The sequence below is a fragment of the Synechococcus sp. B60.1 genome (assembly GCF_047462555.1).
Taxonomy (GTDB): Bacteria; Cyanobacteriota; Cyanobacteriia; order Thermostichales; family Thermostichaceae; genus Thermostichus.
The window spans coordinates 1-17,322 of sequence record NZ_JANSJN010000005.1 but is presented as its reverse complement, the minus strand read 5'-3'; the positions used below and the strand labels follow the sequence as shown (position 1 = coordinate 17,322).

17 protein-coding genes are annotated in these 17,322 nt (G+C 61.1%); 8 read left to right on the top strand and 9 right to left on the bottom strand.

The features are described from left to right. Positions 1 to 19 precede the first annotated feature (19 nt). Positions 20 to 649, bottom strand: coding sequence for a cobalt-precorrin-8X methylmutase (locus NW863_RS01140; RefSeq protein ID WP_414335343.1), 630 nt, complete (start codon positions 647 to 649; stop codon positions 20 to 22). Positions 650 to 842: 193 nt separating this feature from the next. On the opposite strand from NW863_RS01140, the gene NW863_RS01135 reads away from it, so the two are divergent. Then, positions 843 to 1,946, top strand: coding sequence for an alpha/beta fold hydrolase (locus NW863_RS01135; protein WP_414363933.1), 1,104 nt, complete (start codon positions 843 to 845; stop codon positions 1,944 to 1,946). A 122-nt stretch (positions 1,947 to 2,068) separates the two neighbouring features. On the opposite strand, the gene NW863_RS01130 is transcribed toward NW863_RS01135, so the two are convergent. The 3 genes from NW863_RS01130 to rimP form a co-directional block, all read right to left on the bottom strand. Further along, positions 2,069 to 2,716 (bottom strand): flavin prenyltransferase UbiX, encoded by a 648-nt coding sequence (locus tag NW863_RS01130; protein WP_414363932.1) that lies wholly within the window; start codon positions 2,714 to 2,716, stop codon positions 2,069 to 2,071. A gap of 55 nt (positions 2,717 to 2,771) precedes the next feature. After that, the gene (gene nusA / locus NW863_RS01125) at positions 2,772 to 4,139 is read right to left on the bottom strand and encodes a transcription termination factor NusA (protein WP_414363931.1); all 1,368 of its coding nucleotides are present in this window, start codon (positions 4,137 to 4,139) and stop codon (positions 2,772 to 2,774) included. A gap of 159 nt (positions 4,140 to 4,298) precedes the next feature. After that, the gene (rimP, locus tag NW863_RS01120; protein WP_414363930.1) at positions 4,299 to 4,772 is read right to left on the bottom strand and encodes a ribosome maturation factor RimP; all 474 of its coding nucleotides are present in this window, start codon (positions 4,770 to 4,772) and stop codon (positions 4,299 to 4,301) included. Positions 4,773 to 5,090: 318 nt separating this feature from the next. On the opposite strand from rimP, the gene NW863_RS01115 reads away from it, so the two are divergent. After that, positions 5,091 to 5,606, top strand: a complete 516-nt coding sequence (locus NW863_RS01115; protein WP_414363929.1) for a TIGR02652 family protein — start codon at positions 5,091 to 5,093, stop codon at positions 5,604 to 5,606. Between the two features lie 122 nt (positions 5,607 to 5,728). Here NW863_RS01115 and NW863_RS01110 read toward each other — a convergent pair whose 3' ends face one another. Then, entirely contained in the window at positions 5,729 to 6,637 is a 909-nt protein-coding gene (locus tag NW863_RS01110; RefSeq protein ID WP_414363928.1) for an arginase family protein, read from the bottom strand. 222 nt (positions 6,638 to 6,859) lie between these two features. Between NW863_RS01110 and NW863_RS01105 the strand changes: the two genes are divergently transcribed. Continuing rightward, entirely contained in the window at positions 6,860 to 7,294 is a 435-nt protein-coding gene (locus NW863_RS01105; RefSeq protein ID WP_414363927.1) for a photosystem I reaction center subunit II PsaD, read from the top strand. A gap of 245 nt (positions 7,295 to 7,539) precedes the next feature. Here NW863_RS01105 and NW863_RS01100 read toward each other — a convergent pair whose 3' ends face one another. Next, the gene (locus tag NW863_RS01100; protein ID WP_414363926.1) at positions 7,540 to 8,148 is read right to left on the bottom strand and encodes a peroxiredoxin; all 609 of its coding nucleotides are present in this window, start codon (positions 8,146 to 8,148) and stop codon (positions 7,540 to 7,542) included. A gap of 153 nt (positions 8,149 to 8,301) precedes the next feature. On the opposite strand from NW863_RS01100, the gene NW863_RS01095 reads away from it, so the two are divergent. Beyond that, positions 8,302 to 8,556, top strand: a complete 255-nt coding sequence (locus NW863_RS01095) for a hypothetical protein (protein ID WP_414363925.1) — start codon at positions 8,302 to 8,304, stop codon at positions 8,554 to 8,556. 1 nt (position 8,557) lies between these two features. Here the strand turns inward: NW863_RS01095 and NW863_RS01090 are convergent, their stop codons facing one another. Next, the gene (locus NW863_RS01090; RefSeq protein WP_414363923.1) at positions 8,558 to 8,833 is read right to left on the bottom strand and encodes a DUF1830 domain-containing protein; all 276 of its coding nucleotides are present in this window, start codon (positions 8,831 to 8,833) and stop codon (positions 8,558 to 8,560) included. A 249-nt stretch (positions 8,834 to 9,082) separates the two neighbouring features. Between NW863_RS01090 and glpX the strand changes: the two genes are divergently transcribed. The 4 genes from glpX (at position 9,083) to typA (ending at position 13,951) form a co-directional block, all read left to right on the top strand. After that, positions 9,083 to 10,126, top strand: coding sequence for a class II fructose-bisphosphatase (gene glpX, locus NW863_RS01085; protein WP_011429446.1), 1,044 nt, complete (start codon positions 9,083 to 9,085; stop codon positions 10,124 to 10,126). Positions 10,127 to 10,439: 313 nt separating this feature from the next. After that, a complete protein-coding gene (locus tag NW863_RS01080) occupies positions 10,440 to 11,735 on the top strand; it encodes a glutamyl-tRNA reductase (RefSeq protein WP_414363922.1) in 1,296 nt (431 codons plus the stop codon). 104 nt (positions 11,736 to 11,839) lie between these two features. Then, a complete protein-coding gene (gene psb30 / locus NW863_RS01075) occupies positions 11,840 to 11,947 on the top strand; it encodes a photosystem II reaction center protein Ycf12/Psb30 (RefSeq protein WP_414363921.1) in 108 nt (35 codons plus the stop codon). A gap of 186 nt (positions 11,948 to 12,133) precedes the next feature. Beyond that, positions 12,134 to 13,951, top strand: a complete 1,818-nt coding sequence (typA, locus tag NW863_RS01070; RefSeq protein ID WP_414363920.1) for a translational GTPase TypA — start codon at positions 12,134 to 12,136, stop codon at positions 13,949 to 13,951. A gap of 9 nt (positions 13,952 to 13,960) precedes the next feature. Here typA and NW863_RS01065 read toward each other — a convergent pair whose 3' ends face one another. Together NW863_RS01065 and NW863_RS01060 are read right to left on the bottom strand one after the other, a co-directional pair. Continuing rightward, positions 13,961 to 16,081, bottom strand: coding sequence for a M48 family metalloprotease (locus NW863_RS01065; RefSeq protein ID WP_414363919.1), 2,121 nt, complete (start codon positions 16,079 to 16,081; stop codon positions 13,961 to 13,963). A gap of 33 nt (positions 16,082 to 16,114) precedes the next feature. After that, positions 16,115 to 17,322: competence/damage-inducible protein A (locus tag NW863_RS01060; RefSeq protein WP_414363918.1), on the bottom strand; the 1,208-nt coding region annotated here is incomplete at its 5' end.

Sequence of the window (17,322 nt, the reverse complement as noted above, 5' to 3'; positions counted from 1 at the left end):
GATGTCGTTCCAATTCTAGTCAGTTGGGAATGGGATCCCGGCGGGCGGCCAGCAGTAGAGCATTGACGATGGCAGCGGCCACCGGGGATCCGCCTTTGCGGCCCTCCACCCGAATCTGGGGGACATCGGTTTGTGCCAATGCCTGTTTGGCCTCCTCCACGGCCACAAAGCCCACCGGCACCCCGATCACCAGGCTGGGCCGGATCCGCTCTGCCCGAATCTCTTCCACCAGCGCCAGCAGCGCCGTGGGCGCATTGCCGACAACAAAGATGGCTTCCGGGTAGCGGCGGGCCACCTGGATCATCCCCTGGGCAGTGCGGGTTTGCCCTGCCGCGGGGGGGTCTTCCACCCAGTCCAAAGCGCAATAGAGCGGGATCCCCTGCGCCTCAAGGCCAGCTTGGATCCCGGCAGCCACCATCCTCACATCCACCACCACGGGCCTTTGCTGCCGCAGGGCCGCCAGCCCCACCTCGACCGCCGTGGGGCTAAACACAAAGCGATCCCGCAGCTCAAAATCGGCAGTGGCGTGGATGGCGCGGCGCACGATCTCGTAGGGGATCCCTTGCCACGGGTGGGGGCCGATCTCTTGGTCAATCTGGCGAAAGCTGGCCGCCGTAATAGGGTCTATCCAAGCTGTCTCATCCATCATCTCAGCCATCGTGGATCCGCAGGTGGAGCCATGGTTCGGCTAGGGTGGTTTCTACGTCCTGCTGACGCGAGCAGTCTTGTTCGGGGAAAGTCGTGCAGAACGTCCAGAAAAGCTGTGCTCAAAAGGGTTACCTGAGAGAGACGCCCCTTTAGTTCCACTCTAGACGCCCCGAAGCAGCCCCTAAGTTCGGTCTATGCTGGTGGAGATGGGCCTGTTGTTGTCACACGCTCCTCCCTTGCCTGAACCCAACTCTTCTCCCTCTGCTGCTGTCGGTGGGGCAAGCTCCCCTCCCCTCGCGCCGCCCCCCTCTTCGGTCGGCAACAGGGATCCCCTTGCCGTGCTCCCTCGCTATGGCCATTCCCAAACCTGGCTCTGGCGTGGCTGGTCTATCCATTTCACCTACACCCCCAGTCGCGCCCAAACCTCCAAGGGCCAGGTGAACTTGACGGCGGCTCCGGCCATCTTGATCCATGGCTTGGGAGCCTCGGTGGGCCATTGGCGCCATAACATTGTTCCCTTGGGATCCCAGCGCCCCGTCTATGCCCTTGACTTGCTGGGATTTGGGAAAAGCGCCAAGCCGGAGATCGCCTACAGCGTCGATCTGTGGGTGGAGCAGGTGTACGAGTTTTGGTATGCCCACATCCAACAGCCCAGCATCCTGGTGGGCCACTCCATCGGCGGGTTGGTGGGGGTGATCGCGGCTGCCCGTTATCCTCAGATGGTGAAGGGCCTGTGCTTAATCAGTTGTGCCGATGGGCCCCACCCGGAAGAATTGCCCTCTCCCTGGGATGCCCTGGTTCAAGCCCTCTGCGAAGGGATCCTGGCTGTTTTGGGTTGCCCGCTCACCTATCCCCATTTGTTTAACTGGCTGCGACAAACCGAGGTGCTGCGGGCTTGGATCAAAAACGTCTACAAGCGAGACGAGCAGGTGGACGACGAGCTGGTGCAGATCTTCCAGAGGCCTGCCTTTGAGCCGGGGGCAGCCCACGTGTTTTTGGATAGCCTGAGAGCCATCCTCTGCCGTCGCTTCGACAGCCCCAAGCGCCTGTTGCCCACCCTCAAAATGCCGATTTTGCTCCTCTGGGGCCAAGAAGATCCGGCGGTGCCCAGCTTTTTGGCAGACCAATTCAAGCGCTGGCAGCCCGCTCTTACGTTGGTGAAGCTGCCAGGGGTAGGCCACTGTGCTCACGACGAGCTGCCCCACTGGGTCAACACCCTCATCAGCGAGTGGGCAGCGAGCCTGGAGACTTGCCCCGACTTGTCCACCCACCTTCGCAGGGATCCCGCGGCTGACTAGTCCAGCCAGTTGCCCTGCCAAGGTTCAGCAGTGTCCTCCCTGCTATCAGTGAAACCTTATGATCGCGCCAGGTGGGAACCTCCCTCTCCCGGTGGGAAAGGGGTTAGGGCCAAGGGATCCCTTTAGTCCTCTGGGGGCAGCTTGAGGATCTGACGCTGACGCATCCCCTGCCAGCGCTGGATGAGGTCGCTGTCGATGCCAAACTGATCCAGGGCCTTCACCACCACAAAGTCCACCAAGTCCAAGAGCGTACGCGGCTGGTGGTACCAGGCTGGAATGGCCGGCACGATGCGCGCTCCCGCCTCCGCCAGGGTGGTCAGGTTGCGCAGGTGAATGAGACTAAAGGGGGTTTCCCGCGGCACGATGACCAGGCGGCGGCCTTCTTTGAGCTGCACGTCAGCCGCCCGCTCCAGCAGGTCAGAGCTTAGCCCCGCTGCCAACTTGGCTACTGTGCCCATGCTGCATGGGATCACCAACATCCCCTGCGTGCGGTAGGAGCCGCTGGCGATGGTTGCCCCCACATCTTGCCAGCGGTGGCAGACCAGGGATCCGCCCTCACTTTCGGCCTGCTGCCGCCAAAATTGGGCCTGCCGCTGGGGATCCGCTGGCAACGGCACCCCTTGCTCCCCTTGCCACACCTGATAGGCTGCTTTGGAGGCCACCACCTCGACGCGGTAATCCAGGCTGAGCAGAACGTGCAAGGCACGCACGGCATAGAGCATCCCGGAGGCGCCCGATATACCAAGGATGATCGGCTGGGAGGAGTTCAAGGGCAGGCGGGAAGGGTCTTTACCTCAGTTTACCGACTGCCGAGGCCCCTCGGCTCTAGGCCTTGGGCTGGGCGATGTCGAACTCGGCGTCGTAGTCGAAGTCCTCGTCTTCCTCGACCCAGTCTTCCTCCAGCCTATCGTCCTCTGCCAGCTCCTCCTCTAGGCGGAGCTTCTCTGGGTACTCCTCGTCCAGCCCCAAAGCGGCTCGCTCTTCCCGCCTCCTGAAGCGCTCCAAAGCCGCTGGCGTGATGAAGGGATAGGGCAGCCCCTGCGCTTGCGCCTCCTCCAGCGCTGCCCGGTAGCTCTCCACTTCCTTGATGTCGATTTTCCAGCCAGTGAGACGGGCGGCCAGGCGCACATTTTGCCCCTCTTTCCCGATGGCCAGGCTGAGCTGGTCGCTGGTCACCAGCACGTGGGCCTGTTGGATCTCCGGATCCACCAGCCGCACCTCCACCACCTTAGCCGGGCTGAGGGCGTTGGCAATGTAGGTGGCGGGATCCGGTGACCAACGGATAACGTCAATTTTCTCGTTGCGCAGCTCCGCCACCACCGCCTGAATGCGGGATCCCCTCGCCCCGATACAGGCCCCTACCGGATCCACGTCTCGCTCCACCGTATCGACGGCAATCTTGGTGCGCGGCCCCACGTTGCGGGAAGGTGGGTTGGCCTCCCTCGCCACTGCCACGATGCGCACAATATCCTCTTCGATCTCCGGTACCTCGTTGGCAAACAGGTTCACCACCAAGCCGGCATCAGCCCGGGAAACCAAAAGCTGCGGCCCCCGCCGGGATCCCTCATAGACCTTTTTGAGATAGACCTTCATCACGGCGTTAGGGACATAGCGGTCACTGGCCAACTGCTCCTTCTTGGGTAGCTCGGCTTCCACCTCGGGCCGCCCAAAACCGCTGGATACCGCCATGATCACCGTCTGTCGTTCCGTGCGCAGCACCCGTGCCTGCAACACGGTGTTTTCCAGGTCGCGGAACTCTTCTTGAATCAGGCGGCGCTGCTGGTCACGCAACTTCTGGGCCAGCACCTGCTTGGTTTGGATGGCCGCCATGCGGCCAAATTCCGCCTGTTGGGGAGTGACGTCATTGGTGACTTCCCAGCCGACTTCGGCTTCCGGGTAGTCCTGCTGCACGTCGTACAGAGAGATTTCGTGATCTGGATCCCGTACCTCCTCGACAATGGTTTTAGTGGCCAAAATGCGAAAGCCCCCTGCCTCCACATCCAACTCCACATCGAAGTTGCGGAAGTGGTCTTCTTCAAAGACAACATCTCGCTGAATGGTTTTGCGGTAGCGTTCGTAGCCCTTGAGCAGCGCCTCCCGCAAGGCATTAGTGACCACATGGCGGGGCAAGTTGCGCTCCCGCGAAATCATCTCCACCATTTCTGCCAAACCGGGCAGAGGCACCATCGACATAAGCTGTTGTCCTCCTAATGCAACTTAAGCTGGGATGAAACTGCTATCACGGTTGCTCCGCAATCCTGACGGGAAATGCATCGTCGCACAGCAGGTAGCTCCGACGCGAAGACAAGGCAACCCACTTCGCGGCCGAACGTCCTCTCTATCCCCATTCCTCTACTCGGTTTCCGCCTCTGAGAGGACAACCCGCTGCACCGAAGCGCGGGGCAACTGCACGCGCCGCCCCTTGAGGGATAGGGCAACGTTCTCCTCATCCCGACCCAGCAGATGCCCTGACCAGACAGCTTTGCCCTTGTAGGGGGGATCCACCGTCACCTCCACCGCAAACCCTTTGAAAACCACAAAGTCGCGGTCGCTAATGAGGAGGTTGCTGATGCCGGGGCTGGAGACCTCCAGCACATAATGGCCGGGGATCAGATCCACCCGATCCAGCTCCACTTCCAAGGCCTGGCTCATGGCTTCGCAATCGGCATGGCTGGTTTCCTGCTCCGGATCCAGCGGACGGATGTCCACCCGCAGCACTGGCGGATACTGGTTGGTGTGAAAAACCATCTGTACCAATTCGTACCCCAGTCGAGCGGCCAAAGGACGGGCCAAGCTCTCCAACTGCGGGATAAGAGGGTGAACCATAGCCAACTCATCGCCAACTCGGTGTAACGGCCAGATCCCAGCCCATCGAAGCTGGAGTCGGCAGCGGGGGCATCTTTCCCCTAAAAAAGCAAAGAAGTGGGTGCTACCCACTCCCCGTTGTCATTGCGGAGATTCTTGGGAATCTACCTGCCGTTGCGGGGGGCTTTGGGCAGGCTTTTTCCTCAACTGTCATCTTAGAATATCTTGTCGGATTTGGCCAGAGGGATCTCTGTAAGCCAGATCTGCAAAAGGCCACATCTATAATGTGGACAGCCGCGGATTTGCCCAGACACCCAGCCGCATTCTGTGGGGTTTCCTATGACTGTTGCTTTTTCCTATCCCATCTTTGGCCCCAGCATTCAATGCCCCCACTGTCGGCAGACGATTGCGGCCCTTACCCTGACCGACACCTACCTCTGCCATCGCCACGGCGCCTTTGAGGCAGATCCCGAGCAAGAAGAGCTGGTTCACCTGCAATCAGGACGGCGTTGGCGCCTCTGGGAAGGCCGCTGGTACCGCCAGCACACCCATGCCGATGGGATCCGCTTCGAGATTCACGAAGAGCTGGATCGTCTGCGCATGCAGGGGATGCGGGCCACACAGGTGATTGTGGCTGAGCGCTACCGCCCCTTGCTTACCCCCTATCTGGAGCAGGGATCCCACCGGCGCCCCGGCCCACCCCGCCTCTACGGCCTGCCGGTTAGTTTCAGCTCCCAGCTGCCTGAAGGAGCCGGTGGATCACCGCAGCGCTGGCGAGTGATCAACTTCGAGCTGATCTGCGAGCTGGATCCGGCCATGCGACAGCCGCAATCCCGGCTGCAGTGCTGTGACTAGCCTTCCTGGGATCCCTCCTCTAGATGGGGGGAGGCTATACCCCAGTAGTTGACACTTCCCCAGCTCAAGTTGGGGGATTCTTACGCAGTCCACAAGCTCATAAAGACGTTGTCAAACTGCCTCTACACAGTTCTTTGAGGCGGAACCCCAAGGTTCTGCTGACCTTCTTCAAGCCGTCCGGGCAGATTGGGGTTGGGGGGCAGCTTTAGGGAGTAGAGGCCGTAGCAGGCCAGCAGCCAATTCAGCAGTCGGGCCACCACGCGGGCAGTTGGCCGCGTTGCGGATCCCACCGCCACTCCCCCCAAAGAAAGGCCGATCACAGGGCGGGCGGCGAAGATAGCCTCACAGGTCTGCAACAGTTGAAACCAACTCAGCCCCCCCGGTTCCGGGTGGTGCACCGCCGGTACCAAAGAAGGATCCAGCACACTGCAGTCCACCACCAAAAACACCGGCTGCTCCGGCAAAGCCTCCACCACCTGCTGCGGATCCCAGCCATCCTGGGCCCAGAAGATCGGGCTGGAGTGTTTTTTGAGCCAGGCGTAGGCGCGGGCACTGCCGCTGCGCAGCCCCACATGCACCACCGGCAGCCTATGCTGGTAGAGCAACTCCACCCAGGCGGCGTTGCCGTAGCCCACATCTTGATCCGGCTGGGTCATCTCCGCGGGCGGCATCAGGTTGGCATGGGCACTGCAATGCACCACACTTAGGGCGAGGTAGTGCTTCCAAAGGGCACGAATGGCCCCCCAACTGGCAGCCAACACCGAGGGCAGCAGCACCGGCCACTGTTGCCGTCGCCAAGCCTGAATAACCGCCGCCTCACACATGCCGTAGGGCGGCTCATCCACCAGCCCCGGCAACTGCGCCACTGCTATCTCGTCCACATTGATCCCCAACCGCGGCTCAAAAGCACACAGCTCAGCACCGGCGTTGAGGATGGCCATTGGCGCCTGCGTATCTGGGCCAAAGGCAGTGGGAATGAGAACCACCCTGGCGTTGGCCTGGGAACTGGGATGGAGGGACCACTGGGCCATGGGCGTCGTTCCTGTTCCGAAGATAGGGGGGTCTCTGGACTGCTTCTATGGTGGCTCACAGGATGGACCGAGATCTGGCCGCGCTGGATCTGCTACGAAAAATTACAGTTCCTGACCTAGCCTGGGGTCAAAAATCGGGTCGATGGTAGATTCAAAGTGCTCCGCGCCGCAACTCCAAGCGCGGCCTAACAACGCAAACGACAACGAGCGAGAAGGTAGGCTATGGCTGTGATGGAAGGCGATCCCCGTCAGGGGGCAAAGTTGCCCCTATTCGGGGGATCCACCGGAGGGCTGTTGAGCGCAGCCGAAACCGAGGAAAAATACGTGATCACCTGGACAGGCAAGCCGGGGCAAGTGTTTGAAATGCCCACCGGCGGCGCTGCCGAGATGGTGGAGGGCAAAAACTATCTCACCTTCGCCCGCAAAGAGCAGTGCTTGGCTCTCGGCGCCCAGTTGATCTCCGAGTTCAAGATCAAGGACTACCAGATCTTCCGCATCCCGGCGGGTGGACAGCCAGAACTGGTGCATCCCAAAGATGGTGTCTTTCCCGAGAAGGTGAATGAGGGCCGCCAGCCTATCGGCAAGGTGGATCACAACATCGGCAAGAACAAAGAGCCAGTTACCTACAAATTCACCAACGGGAAGCCCTGGGACTAATTCCGGCGACCTTTGTCTTTCTGCCTTGTTGGATCCCCTGGCTAGTTCAGGGGATCTTTTCCACCGGCAACCGGTTTGAAAGGGTTCAGCGCTGTTAGCCCTCACCCCCCGCCCCTCTCTCCGAGGAAGAGAGGAGGCGGAAGGTCATGTGGGGAAGAGTCGGATCTTTGGTCGGGCTGCCTTTGGCCAAAAAAGCTCCAGCTTTGCTGGAGCTGTACCTGCACCCTGACAGGCCCTGGGCAAGCCTACTTGGCAATTGCCGCGAAGAACTCCTTGGATTTCACCGGGTCGGGGTTCATCGTTCTCTGGCCGGGCTGCCAGTTGGCCGGGCAAACTTCATCGGGGTGAGCTTGCACGTACTGGATAGCCTGCAGGGTGCGCAAGGTTTCATCCACGCTGCGGCCAAAGGCCAAGTTGTTGATGGTGGCATGCTGGATGATCCCTTCTTTGTCGATGATGAACAGGCCGCGCAAAGCCACACCTGCCGCCGGATCCAGAACATTGTAGGCGGCGCTGATCTCTTTCTTGAGGTCGGAGACCAGCGGATACCTCAGCTCGCCCACCCCGCCGGCTTTGCGGTCGGTTTGAATCCAGGCCAGGTGAGAGTATTCGCTATCCACCGAGACGCCGAGGATCTCCGTATCCAACTTGGCAAACTCGTCGTAGCGATCGCTGAAAGCTGTGATCTCCGTCGGGCAGACGAAGGTGAAGTCCAGGGGGTAGAAGAACAGCACCACATACTTCTTGCCCCTGTAGTCGGAGAGCCTGACCGTCTTGAATTCCATGTCGTAGACGGCAGTGGCCGAAAAATCGGGAGCGGGCTGCCCCACCCGCAGACATCCTTCCTGAGACATCAGTCGACGCTCCTTACGGTAAAGTACAAATGTAAACCAAGCCTAACATACCATACTCATAATGACTTTGGCTTACCAGTCGGCCAGACTGGAGCCCTGGGATCCCCTTTCTTTCTCGTCGCTGGGCTCCGCCAGGTCAGGGAGTCGCTTGCCATGAGGGTGGCGCTAGAGTTCCTCTACCACTTCTGTTGTGACCACTGCCGGCGGTGGTGGAGCCAAGCGGACGTGGAGCCCCAGCCAGGGGATCGCCTCTATTGCCCCTATTGCGGCTTTCAAAATTGCATAGAAGGCATCGACACCTTCCGCGACGCCGCACGGGGCAGTTGCCTGACCCGTCCCCCCGATGCTCCTTCTGCCAAGCTGCCCAGAATCCGGGATCGTCCTCAGGATCTGGGATCCCCAAGCTGATCTAGCCGTTCACCGCATCCGCCAAGCTGCCCAGGTGGGGAGGCAGCCAGGAGTGGGATTCGGCCTCCGGCAGCGAAGAATCCAAGAGCGAGTGGCAGGGGTGGCGCTCTTCCAAAAGGGTGGTAGAACAGCAGCAGCTATAAACCTCCAGGTAGTCGTCCGGCTCTGCCTCGAAAATGGCATACTGGCCGGGGAAGAGGGTGCGCTCCCAGTGGCCGGGAATTGTTCGGATGACCTGAACCTGCTGAGAACGGTTGACGAAAACGTATCTTTTCATTGCGTTTTTTTAATCGCCTTAAGAAAAACTTATTGGCTTTAAGACAGGCTATCACCCTTGATCCCCAGCCGACAATAGCCAACGAGCAAGACGGGGATCGCTCTTTCTGCTTGACTTTGGGCGATTTGTTTTCTCAGCTTATGAAAGCTTAGGGAAGGGGATCCCGAGAAGAAGCCCGCCTGGTAAACTGAGGGGAAGAGTCTGAAGATATCCTTAAGTTGGCCTTCATCAGTACCAAGGGGGCACGCCGTGGACAACAAGTTGGGGCTAGAGATCATCGAAGTGGTGGAGCAGGCTGCCATCGCCGCGGCCCGCTGGATGGGCAAAGGCGACAACAAGACTGCCGATCAGGTGGCCGTCGAGGCCATGCGGGAGAAACTGAACCAGATCCCCATGCGTGGCCGCATCGTCATTGGGGAGGGAACCCGCGATGAGGCCCCTATGCTCTACATCGGGGAAGAGGTGGGCATCTGTACCCGTCCGGACGCCGAGCAGTTCTGCCGCGTGGAAGAGCTGGTGGAAATTGATATTGCCGTGGATCCCTGCGAGGGGACCAACCTGGTGGCCAAAGGCCAAAATGGCTCCATGGCGGTGCTGGCCATCTCCGAGAAAGGCGGCCTGCTGCACGCGCCGGACATCTACATGCAGAAGCTGGCGGCTCCTCCTCAGGCTAAGGGCAAGGTACATCTCGACTATCCCCCTGAGAAAAACCTGCAGATCATCGCCGAAAGCCTGGATCGGGAGGTCTCAGATCTAACGGTAGTGGTGATGGATCGCAAGCGCCACGTCGATCTCATCCGCCAAATCCGGGAGGCAGGGGCGCGGGTGAAGCTGATTACCGACGGCGACATCTCGGCGGCCCTCTCGGCAGGCTTCAACGGCACCGGCATTCATGCTCTCATGGGAATCGGGGCGGCTCCTGAAGGGGTGATCTCAGCAGCGGCGCTGCGCTGCTTGGGCGCCCACTTCCAGGGGCGTCTAATCTACGACCCCGAGGTGGTGCAGGCGGGCACCTACCTGCCACCGGTGGAAGAGACACGACGGCAACTGAAAGAACAGGGCATTGAGGATCCCGACAAGGTGTGGGAATGCGAAGAGCTGGCCAGCGGCAAGGAAGTGCTCTTTGCCGCCACCGGGATTACCGATGGCGACCTGATGCGCGGGGTGCGCTTCTTCGGCGGTGGGGCCCGCACCGAGACCTTGGTGATCTCCAGCCAGTCCCGCACAGTGCGCTTCGTGGATACCATCCACATGAAAGACGGCCAACAGCCCCGTAGCCTGCAACTGCGCTAAAGGATCCCCTGCCTGGGAGATGAGGGCGACTTTCCCTTGGCGAAGGTCGCCCTTCTCGTTGGTCGAACGTTAAAAAATCTATCAAGTTGCAACCCGAGAAAACGTAATAACTCTTCAGCAAAATCCTGCGAAACCGGTTCGATACTGGTCTTAGGGTTTAGGTAGGCTGAGAAAAGTTACCTAAGCTTGCTGGAACCGAGGCAAGGAACTGCCTTGACACCGGTCTCAGCTTAGCCTTCCCGAAAAGGGAGGATTTGCTTTTGTTCAGAGATTTTGCTTTTAATAACTGTTGCTGCACAAACGACGGAGAGGCATGTTTATCGCGGTTGTCGGTCTTAGCCATCGCACAGCTCCTGTGGAGATCCGGGAGCGCCTCAGCATTTCCGAGGCCGAAGTGGGAGAGAGGATCCAGCAGCTCCGTGCCCACCCCCACATTGAGGAAGCGGCGATCCTCAGCACCTGTAACCGGCTGGAGGTTTACATCGTCACCCCAGAAATGGAAAGTGGTGTCCGGCAGACGATGCAGTTTTTGGCGGAGGCAAAAGGGATCCCGCTGCCCCAACTGCGCCCGCACCTGTTTACGCTGCTCTACCAGGATGCAGTGACGCACCTGATGCGGGTGGCCGCCGGGCTGGAGAGCTTGGTGTTGGGAGAGGGGCAGATCCTGTCGCAAGTGAAAAAAGCGCAGCAACTGGGTCAAGCCTGCAACGGCATGGATCGCATCCTCAACCGCCTCTTCAAGGCGGCCATCACCGCCGGCAAGCGCGTCCGCACCGAGACGGGGATCGGCACCGGCGCCATGTCCATCAGCTCGGCAGCGGTGGAGTTGGCGTTGCAGGAGCAGGGATCCCTTTCCCAGGGCAAGGTGACCGTGGTGGGGGCGGGGAGAATGGCCCGCCTGTTGGTGCAGCACCTCCTGGCCAAAGGGGCGGTGGATATTACGGTGGTCAACCGCTCCTTGGAGCGGGCGGAAGCTCTGGCCAAACAGTTTGAGCAGCCGATCCAGGTGTTGCCCTGGGAGGCGCTGTTGAGCAGTGTGGCCGAGTCCAACCTGGTCTTCACCAGCACCGGCGCCACCCAGCCGATCCTCACCTACGAGCAACTGGCGAGGGTGCTGCAGCCGAATCAGCCGCTGCTGTTGGTGGATATCTCGGTGCCCCGCAACATTGATCCCGAGGTGGAAAAGCTAAGAGGGGTACAGGTGTTCAACGTGGATCACCTCTCCCGCATCGTGGAAGAAAACCGCGCCCAGCGGCAAAAGCTGGCCCTGGATGCCGAAGCGTTGATAGAAGAAGAGGTAGAGCAGTTTATGGAGTGGTGGCGTTCCCTAGAGACGGTGCCCACCATTTCCAGCCTGCGCCACAAGGTGGAGTCTATCCGGGAGCAGGAAATGGAGAAAGCCCTCTCCCGCCTAGGCAAAGACTTTGCCGAAAAGCACCTGGAGGTAATCGACGCCCTCACCCGCGGCATCGTCAACAAGATCCTGCACGACCCCATGGTGCAACTGCGGGCCAAACGGGACATCGAGGCGCGGCGCAGGGCTATGCAAATCCTGCAGGAGCTGTTTAACCTCGATCCCCTGCCGTTTCAGGCGCAGCAGGAACGCTAGGGATCCCTGGGCAGTGTCAGGTATTAAAGAATTGTAACAGCTCTCTCATCTCAGGGGAAGGGCTGCCCTTAGGATCCAAAACGTAAGCTCTCGGAGTTGGGGGTATGTTTGGAGAGTACGAAGTGTTCGTGCAGTTGGCGCTGTTGGCCTTGATCGTCCTGGCAGGGCCGGCGGTTATCCTGCTGCTCTACCTGCGCGGCGCGGATATGTAGGTGACCTAGACCGGTTGCCGGCGCAGTTGACAGGATCCCCTGAGGAGGATCGGTCGGCGTTGGTGGGGGAGTTCGCTCTGTTGCTTCCCTATCTCTTAATGTAACGCTTCTTTGCGCTACAGTTATAGAAGCAGCCCTAGGGCAAGCTCGCCTGTAGGGCGCTACTTTATGAGTTGATGATTTTTTATGTCACTCCCCATCCGCAACGTCGCCATCATCGCCCACGTTGACCACGGCAAAACCACCCTTGTGGACGCCCTGTTGCGCCAGGCGGGCACCTTTCGGGAGGGAGAGGACATTCCCGCCTGCGTGCTGGACTGCAACACGCTGGAGCGGGAGCGGGGCATCACCATCCTGGCCAAAAACACAGCCGTCCGCTACGGCGAAACCCTGATTAACATCGTCGATACCCCCGGCCACGCCGACTTTGGCGGGGAGGTAGAGCGGGTGCTGGGCATGGTGGAGGGCTGTCTGTTGGTTGTGGACGCCAACGAAGGCCCGATGCCGCAAACCCGCTTTGTGCTGCGCAAGGCGCTGGAAAAGGGCCTGCGTCCGCTCGTGGTGGTCAACAAAATCGACCGTCCCCGCGCCGAGCCCTACAAAGTTGTCGACAAGGTTCTGGATCTCTTTCTGGAGCTGGGAGCCGACGAAGACCAGTGTGATTTCCCTTACCTATTTGCCTCGGGTCTGCAGGGCTTTGCCCTGGAAGAAGCTGACCTAAAAGCCTTTTTGGAAGGGAGGTACAGCGGCCCGCTGGACATGAAGCCCCTCTTTGAAGCCATCCTCAAGTATGTCCCGCCGCCGATTGGGGATCCGGCCAAGCCGCTGCAACTGCAGGTCACCACGCTGGAGTACTCGGAATACCTGGGCCGGATCGTGATCGGCAAGATCCACAACGGCACCATTCGCCTTGGGGATCAGTTGGCGGTGGTCAAAGAAGATGGGTCGATTGCCAAGGGCAAGGTAACCAAGCTCTTTGGCTTCCAGGGCCTGCAGCGCATCGAGCTCACCGAGGCTACTGCCGGCCACATCGTCGCCGTGGCGGGGTTTGCCGAGGCCAACATCGGCCACACCCTCACTTCTCCCGAAAACCCGCAGGCCCTGCCGCTCATTAAGGTGGACGAGCCAACGCTGCAGGTGATGATCTGCGTCAACGACTCTCCCTTTGCCGGCCAAGAGGGCACCTTTGTTACTTCGCGGCAATTGCGGGAGCGCCTGCTGCGAGAGCTAGAAACCAACGTAGCGCTGCGGGTAGAAGAGACAGATTCCCCCGATCGCTTTTTGGTGTCGGGGCGGGGCGAGCTGCACCTGGGCATTTTGCTGGAGACCATGCGGCGGGAGGGCTACGAGTTTCAGGTGGGGCAGCCGAAGGTGATCTTCCGCGAGGTTAACGGCCAGCCCTACGAGCCCTATGAGTGTTTGGTGCTGGATGTGCCGGAATCGACGGTGGGCGCCTGCATTGAACGGCTGGGGCAGCGGCGGGGGGAGATGCAGAACATGATAGTAGGCGCGGACGGACGGGCTCAGTTGGAATTCGTCATCCCGGCCCGAGGGCTGATTGGCTTCCGCAGCGAGTTCGTCCGCATCACCCGCGGCGAGGGGATCATGAGCCACAGCTTTTTGGAGTACCGTCCCCTGACGCCGGGGATTGAGACCCGCCGCAACGGCGTGCTGATTGCCTTTGAAGAGGGGGTAGCCACCACCTATGCCCTGAAAAATGCAGAAGATCGGGGGGTGTTCTTCATTACGCCAGGTACCCGCGTCTACAAGGGCATGATCGTGGGCGAGCACAACCGTCCACAGGACTTGGAGTTGAACGTCTGCAAAACCAAGCAACTGACCAACCACCGGGCTGCCAGCGGGGAAGAGCTGGTGCATTTGCAGGCGCCGGTGGAGATGAACCTGGAGCGAGCGTTGGAATACATTGGTGAGGACGAGCTGGTGGAGATCACGCCGAAGTCGGTGCGCTTGCGCAAGGCACAGTTGACGGCTTCTCGTCGCTAGCGGTCGGCCCTACCACCGTCGCAGGTAGAAGCGCAGGTTGGGAAAGTAAAAGACCCCCCAAATCCCCAGCAGGACAACTCCCAAGCCCAACAAAGCCAGCCACAGGCGGGGGCGGCTGTGGAGCTGCTTGGATCCCGCCTGGACATAGGCCAGATCCACCCAGGCGGTGTTGCCGCGGCGGAACCAGCCCACCACCTTGACCCGCCGGCCCATGAGGGCACGGAGCTGCTTTAGGCCGGAAAAGACATTGCCCACCGGCCCCAGGGGAGAGGTAAAGCGCAGCGGGATCAGCCCGGTGGCATCCTGTAGCTTTAGCTCTGCCCCCAGTTGATAGCCGGCTTGTCCCAAGCCCAGTAGCTCCCCTTCCAGCTCCACTGGCTGACTGCGGCAGGGATCCGCCTCGGGGTCAGCCAGCAAGTGGAGTACATCAGTTGTCTGGGGCGACAGGGATCCGCGGTACATCAACACCGCCTTGGATCCCAGGCCTAGGCCACAGCCCACCACCGCTACCGCAGCAATGACTTTGGGATCGAGGCGATCTTGCAGCAGCAGGTAGAGGATCAGCCCCACCAGCCAACCGACGAGGATCCCGACCACTTCGGCAGCGTAGATGGCCAGATCCAGCCAGAAGCGGCTTTGCAGACGGACCCCATCCAACTTGGATCCAGATCCCAGGCGCAACTCCGGCAGCAGGCGCAGCCGTTGCGCATACTCCGCCAAAACCTGGAAGCGGTGCCCCGGCAACGGATGGCTGGAGTTGACCTGCATCCAGCGGGCCCAGGGGTTGAGCTGATCCCAGAGAAAGACTTGGCCAGCTTGGGCGGGATCCCGCAGGCGGACGGCGGCACTGGCAGCGGCGGTGGTTTTGAAGTCCAAGAAGCTGAACAGTCGGGTGCAGTGCAGCAGCGAAGATGGGCGGCGGTCGTTTTTGTGGGCCTCCTGCAGGCCGGCAGCCGACTTGAGCAGAGCGGCCACCAGCCCGTTGGGGTTGCCCGTGGCCTCCACCGCGAAGTGATCGGCGTGGGAGGTGCCCAGGCGAGAGAGGAAAAACAGCGGGTAGGAAAGCACTGTGTAGATTAGGTAGAGCAGGGGGGCCACATGGCCGATGAGATCCCGCCGTTTGTTCCCCAGTTGGCTCACCTGCTCCAGAGCCAAGTAAACCAGTTGAAGGGGGGATCCCAGCAGAGTCAGGATCAGGATATCGCCGTTGACGATCCGCCCCAGAGCCTGGGCATAGACAGCGGCAATCTCGTCCGGGGCAAGCTGCTGCAACAGGGCCTGGGTGACCACGATGCGGCCGCCATCAGGAAAAGTGCCGTAAACAAAAGCCAGCGGCCCCCCTTCCGGGATCACCCCCAGGCGGGGTTGTTTCAGTTGTTTTTGGGTGCAGAGGCGCTGCAGCAGGCGGGCCGCCTCGGGACTGTGGCGCTCAATTTCCCCCAAGGTGGCCCAGCGCAGCTTGTGCAGCCGCCGGTGTAGGTGATCCATCAGCCAGGGGGCAAAAAAGAGAAGGCCGACGCCAAAGTTGACCGCCAGGCTTCCGGCTACCAACCAGCGCAGGCCATTGCGCAGCCAGGGCAGCAACCCTTGCAAAAACCAAAGCTGCCGCGGAAAACTCAGCCGCCCAAAATCCAGGTGGCTGCCCACCAGCACAAAACTCAACCCCCAGAGGAAGAGGATGCCCACCCCCAGGGATCCCCACTTGGCCCAGCGTAGAGAACCGGCCCGCTCCGGCAGGGGGATCCTCAGGCCCAGTTGAGCGGCCCGTTGGCGGCTGGAGAGCGGCTGAGCCTCAGAAGCCGGTTCTGGGGAGGGCGGGGAAGCAGCGGGTTTTTCCACCGTTTGGGGCAGGCGGGGCAGGATTTTTTGGGCCCAGCCCCGCGCCTGGGGATCCGGATGCTGCAGCAGTTCTAGACAAAGCGCCCGCGCCTTCTCCGCCTCGCCCGCCAGATGGTAGGCCCGCACCAGGTTCATCTGGGCCTCCAGGGTCTGGCTGTCGGAGGAGCCTGTCGGGATCGCTGCTGCTCCGCCCTGCTGGCGAGATTGAGCCAAGTAGGCCTCCAGCAGTTGGATGGCCTCTTGAAAGCGGCCCTGCCGCAGCGCCTCTTTGCCCGCCTCCGCGGGGGTCATCAGCCCGCTCCGAGATCTCTCTGCTCCCCCAGCTTACTCAAGGATCTGGCCTTGCTGAGGTGGATCCCCCGAAAGGGGGTAGCGGAGCAAGCGCCGCCGCAGGCAATCCAGCGCCGTCTGGGCGCTCCACCAGCGCACCCCCTCGCGGCCCCGCAAGCTGCCGAAGCGGTACTCGTGGACTTCCACGTTCCCCTCCGGGTCGGCCAAGCCCAGATACACAAGGCCAACCGGCTTGGTGGGGGTACCCCCGTCTGGCCCGGCAATGCCGGTGATGCTCAAGGCCCAGTCGGAGCCGAGGACTTGCTTGGCCCCCAGCGCCATCTGGGCCGCCACCGGCTCGCTCACGGCCCCCTGCTGCTGCAGCGCCGCGGGATCCACCCGCAAGAGCTGCTCCTTGATGCGGTTGTCGTAGGCAACGATCCCCCCAACAAAATAGCGGGAGCTGCCCGGGATCCCGGTTACCAACTGCCCCAGCAGGCCACCGGTGCAGGATTCCGCCACCGCCAGGGTTTGCCGCCGCTGCAGCAGCAACTCCCCCACCACGCTGGCCAAGGTGGCCTCGTCGCTGCCGAAGTAGTCTTCCCCGGAAATCTGTAAAATCTGCTCCACCACCGGGGCAATCAATGCTTCCGCCGCCTCACGCGTGGGGGCACGTCCGGTAACCCGCAGGCGCACCTCCCCCTGGCTGGCGTAGGGAGCCACGGTGGGATTTTCCCCCGCCAGCAGGGATCCCACCCGTTCGGCCAAGGTCGATTCAGGAATGCCCCAGTAGCGCAACACGCGGCTGTAAAACACTTCCTTGCCCCAGCCCAGGGAGCGCAAATAGGGCACAGCCGTCTCCTGCCACATGCGCTGCATCTCCTGCGGCACGCCGGGAAAAGTAAGGATGTGCAGGTTGGGGCGGGGCTGCCAAATGAGGCCGCAGGCGCTACCCAGGGGGTTGGGCAGGATGGTTGCCCCCTGAGGCAAAAAGGCCTGCTTGCGGTTACTGGGCGAGGGCACAAGGCCCCGCTGCCCGTACTTTCGCAAAATCTCCTCCCAGAGCTGGGGGTGCTCCACCATCTCCACTCCAAAAAAGGAGGCTAGCGCCGCGTGGGTCAGATCATCCGGGGTTGGCCCCAGCCCTCCTGTAATTAAAAGCAGGCTGGAGCGGTTGCAGGCCACCTCCAAAGCATGGTGGATGCGGGCTTCGTTGTCCCCCACCACCGTTTGGTAGTAGTGCGGGATCCCCAGCTTGGCCA

Coding starts and splice junctions, on each gene's coding strand:
- NW863_RS01140 (WP_414335343.1), bottom strand. CDS start 649: ATGATGGATGAGACAGCTTGGATAGACCCTATTACGGCGGCCAGCTTT.
- NW863_RS01135 (WP_414363933.1), top strand. CDS start 843: ATGCTGGTGGAGATGGGCCTGTTGTTGTCACACGCTCCTCCCTTGCCT.
- nusA (WP_414363931.1), bottom strand. CDS start 4,139: ATGTCGATGGTGCCTCTGCCCGGTTTGGCAGAAATGGTGGAGATGATT.
- rimP (WP_414363930.1), bottom strand. CDS start 4,772: ATGGTTCACCCTCTTATCCCGCAGTTGGAGAGCTTGGCCCGTCCTTTG.
- NW863_RS01115 (WP_414363929.1), top strand. CDS start 5,091: ATGACTGTTGCTTTTTCCTATCCCATCTTTGGCCCCAGCATTCAATGC.
- NW863_RS01110 (WP_414363928.1), bottom strand. CDS start 6,637: ATGGCCCAGTGGTCCCTCCATCCCAGTTCCCAGGCCAACGCCAGGGTG.
- NW863_RS01105 (WP_414363927.1), top strand. CDS start 6,860: ATGGCTGTGATGGAAGGCGATCCCCGTCAGGGGGCAAAGTTGCCCCTA.
- NW863_RS01100 (WP_414363926.1), bottom strand. CDS start 8,148: ATGTCTCAGGAAGGATGTCTGCGGGTGGGGCAGCCCGCTCCCGATTTT.
- NW863_RS01095 (WP_414363925.1), top strand. CDS start 8,302: ATGAGGGTGGCGCTAGAGTTCCTCTACCACTTCTGTTGTGACCACTGC.
- NW863_RS01090 (WP_414363923.1), bottom strand. CDS start 8,833: ATGAAAAGATACGTTTTCGTCAACCGTTCTCAGCAGGTTCAGGTCATC.
- NW863_RS01080 (WP_414363922.1), top strand. CDS start 10,440: ATGTTTATCGCGGTTGTCGGTCTTAGCCATCGCACAGCTCCTGTGGAG.
- psb30 (WP_414363921.1), top strand. CDS start 11,840: ATGTTTGGAGAGTACGAAGTGTTCGTGCAGTTGGCGCTGTTGGCCTTG.
- typA (WP_414363920.1), top strand. CDS start 12,134: ATGTCACTCCCCATCCGCAACGTCGCCATCATCGCCCACGTTGACCAC.
- NW863_RS01065 (WP_414363919.1), bottom strand. CDS start 16,081: ATGACCCCCGCGGAGGCGGGCAAAGAGGCGCTGCGGCAGGGCCGCTTT.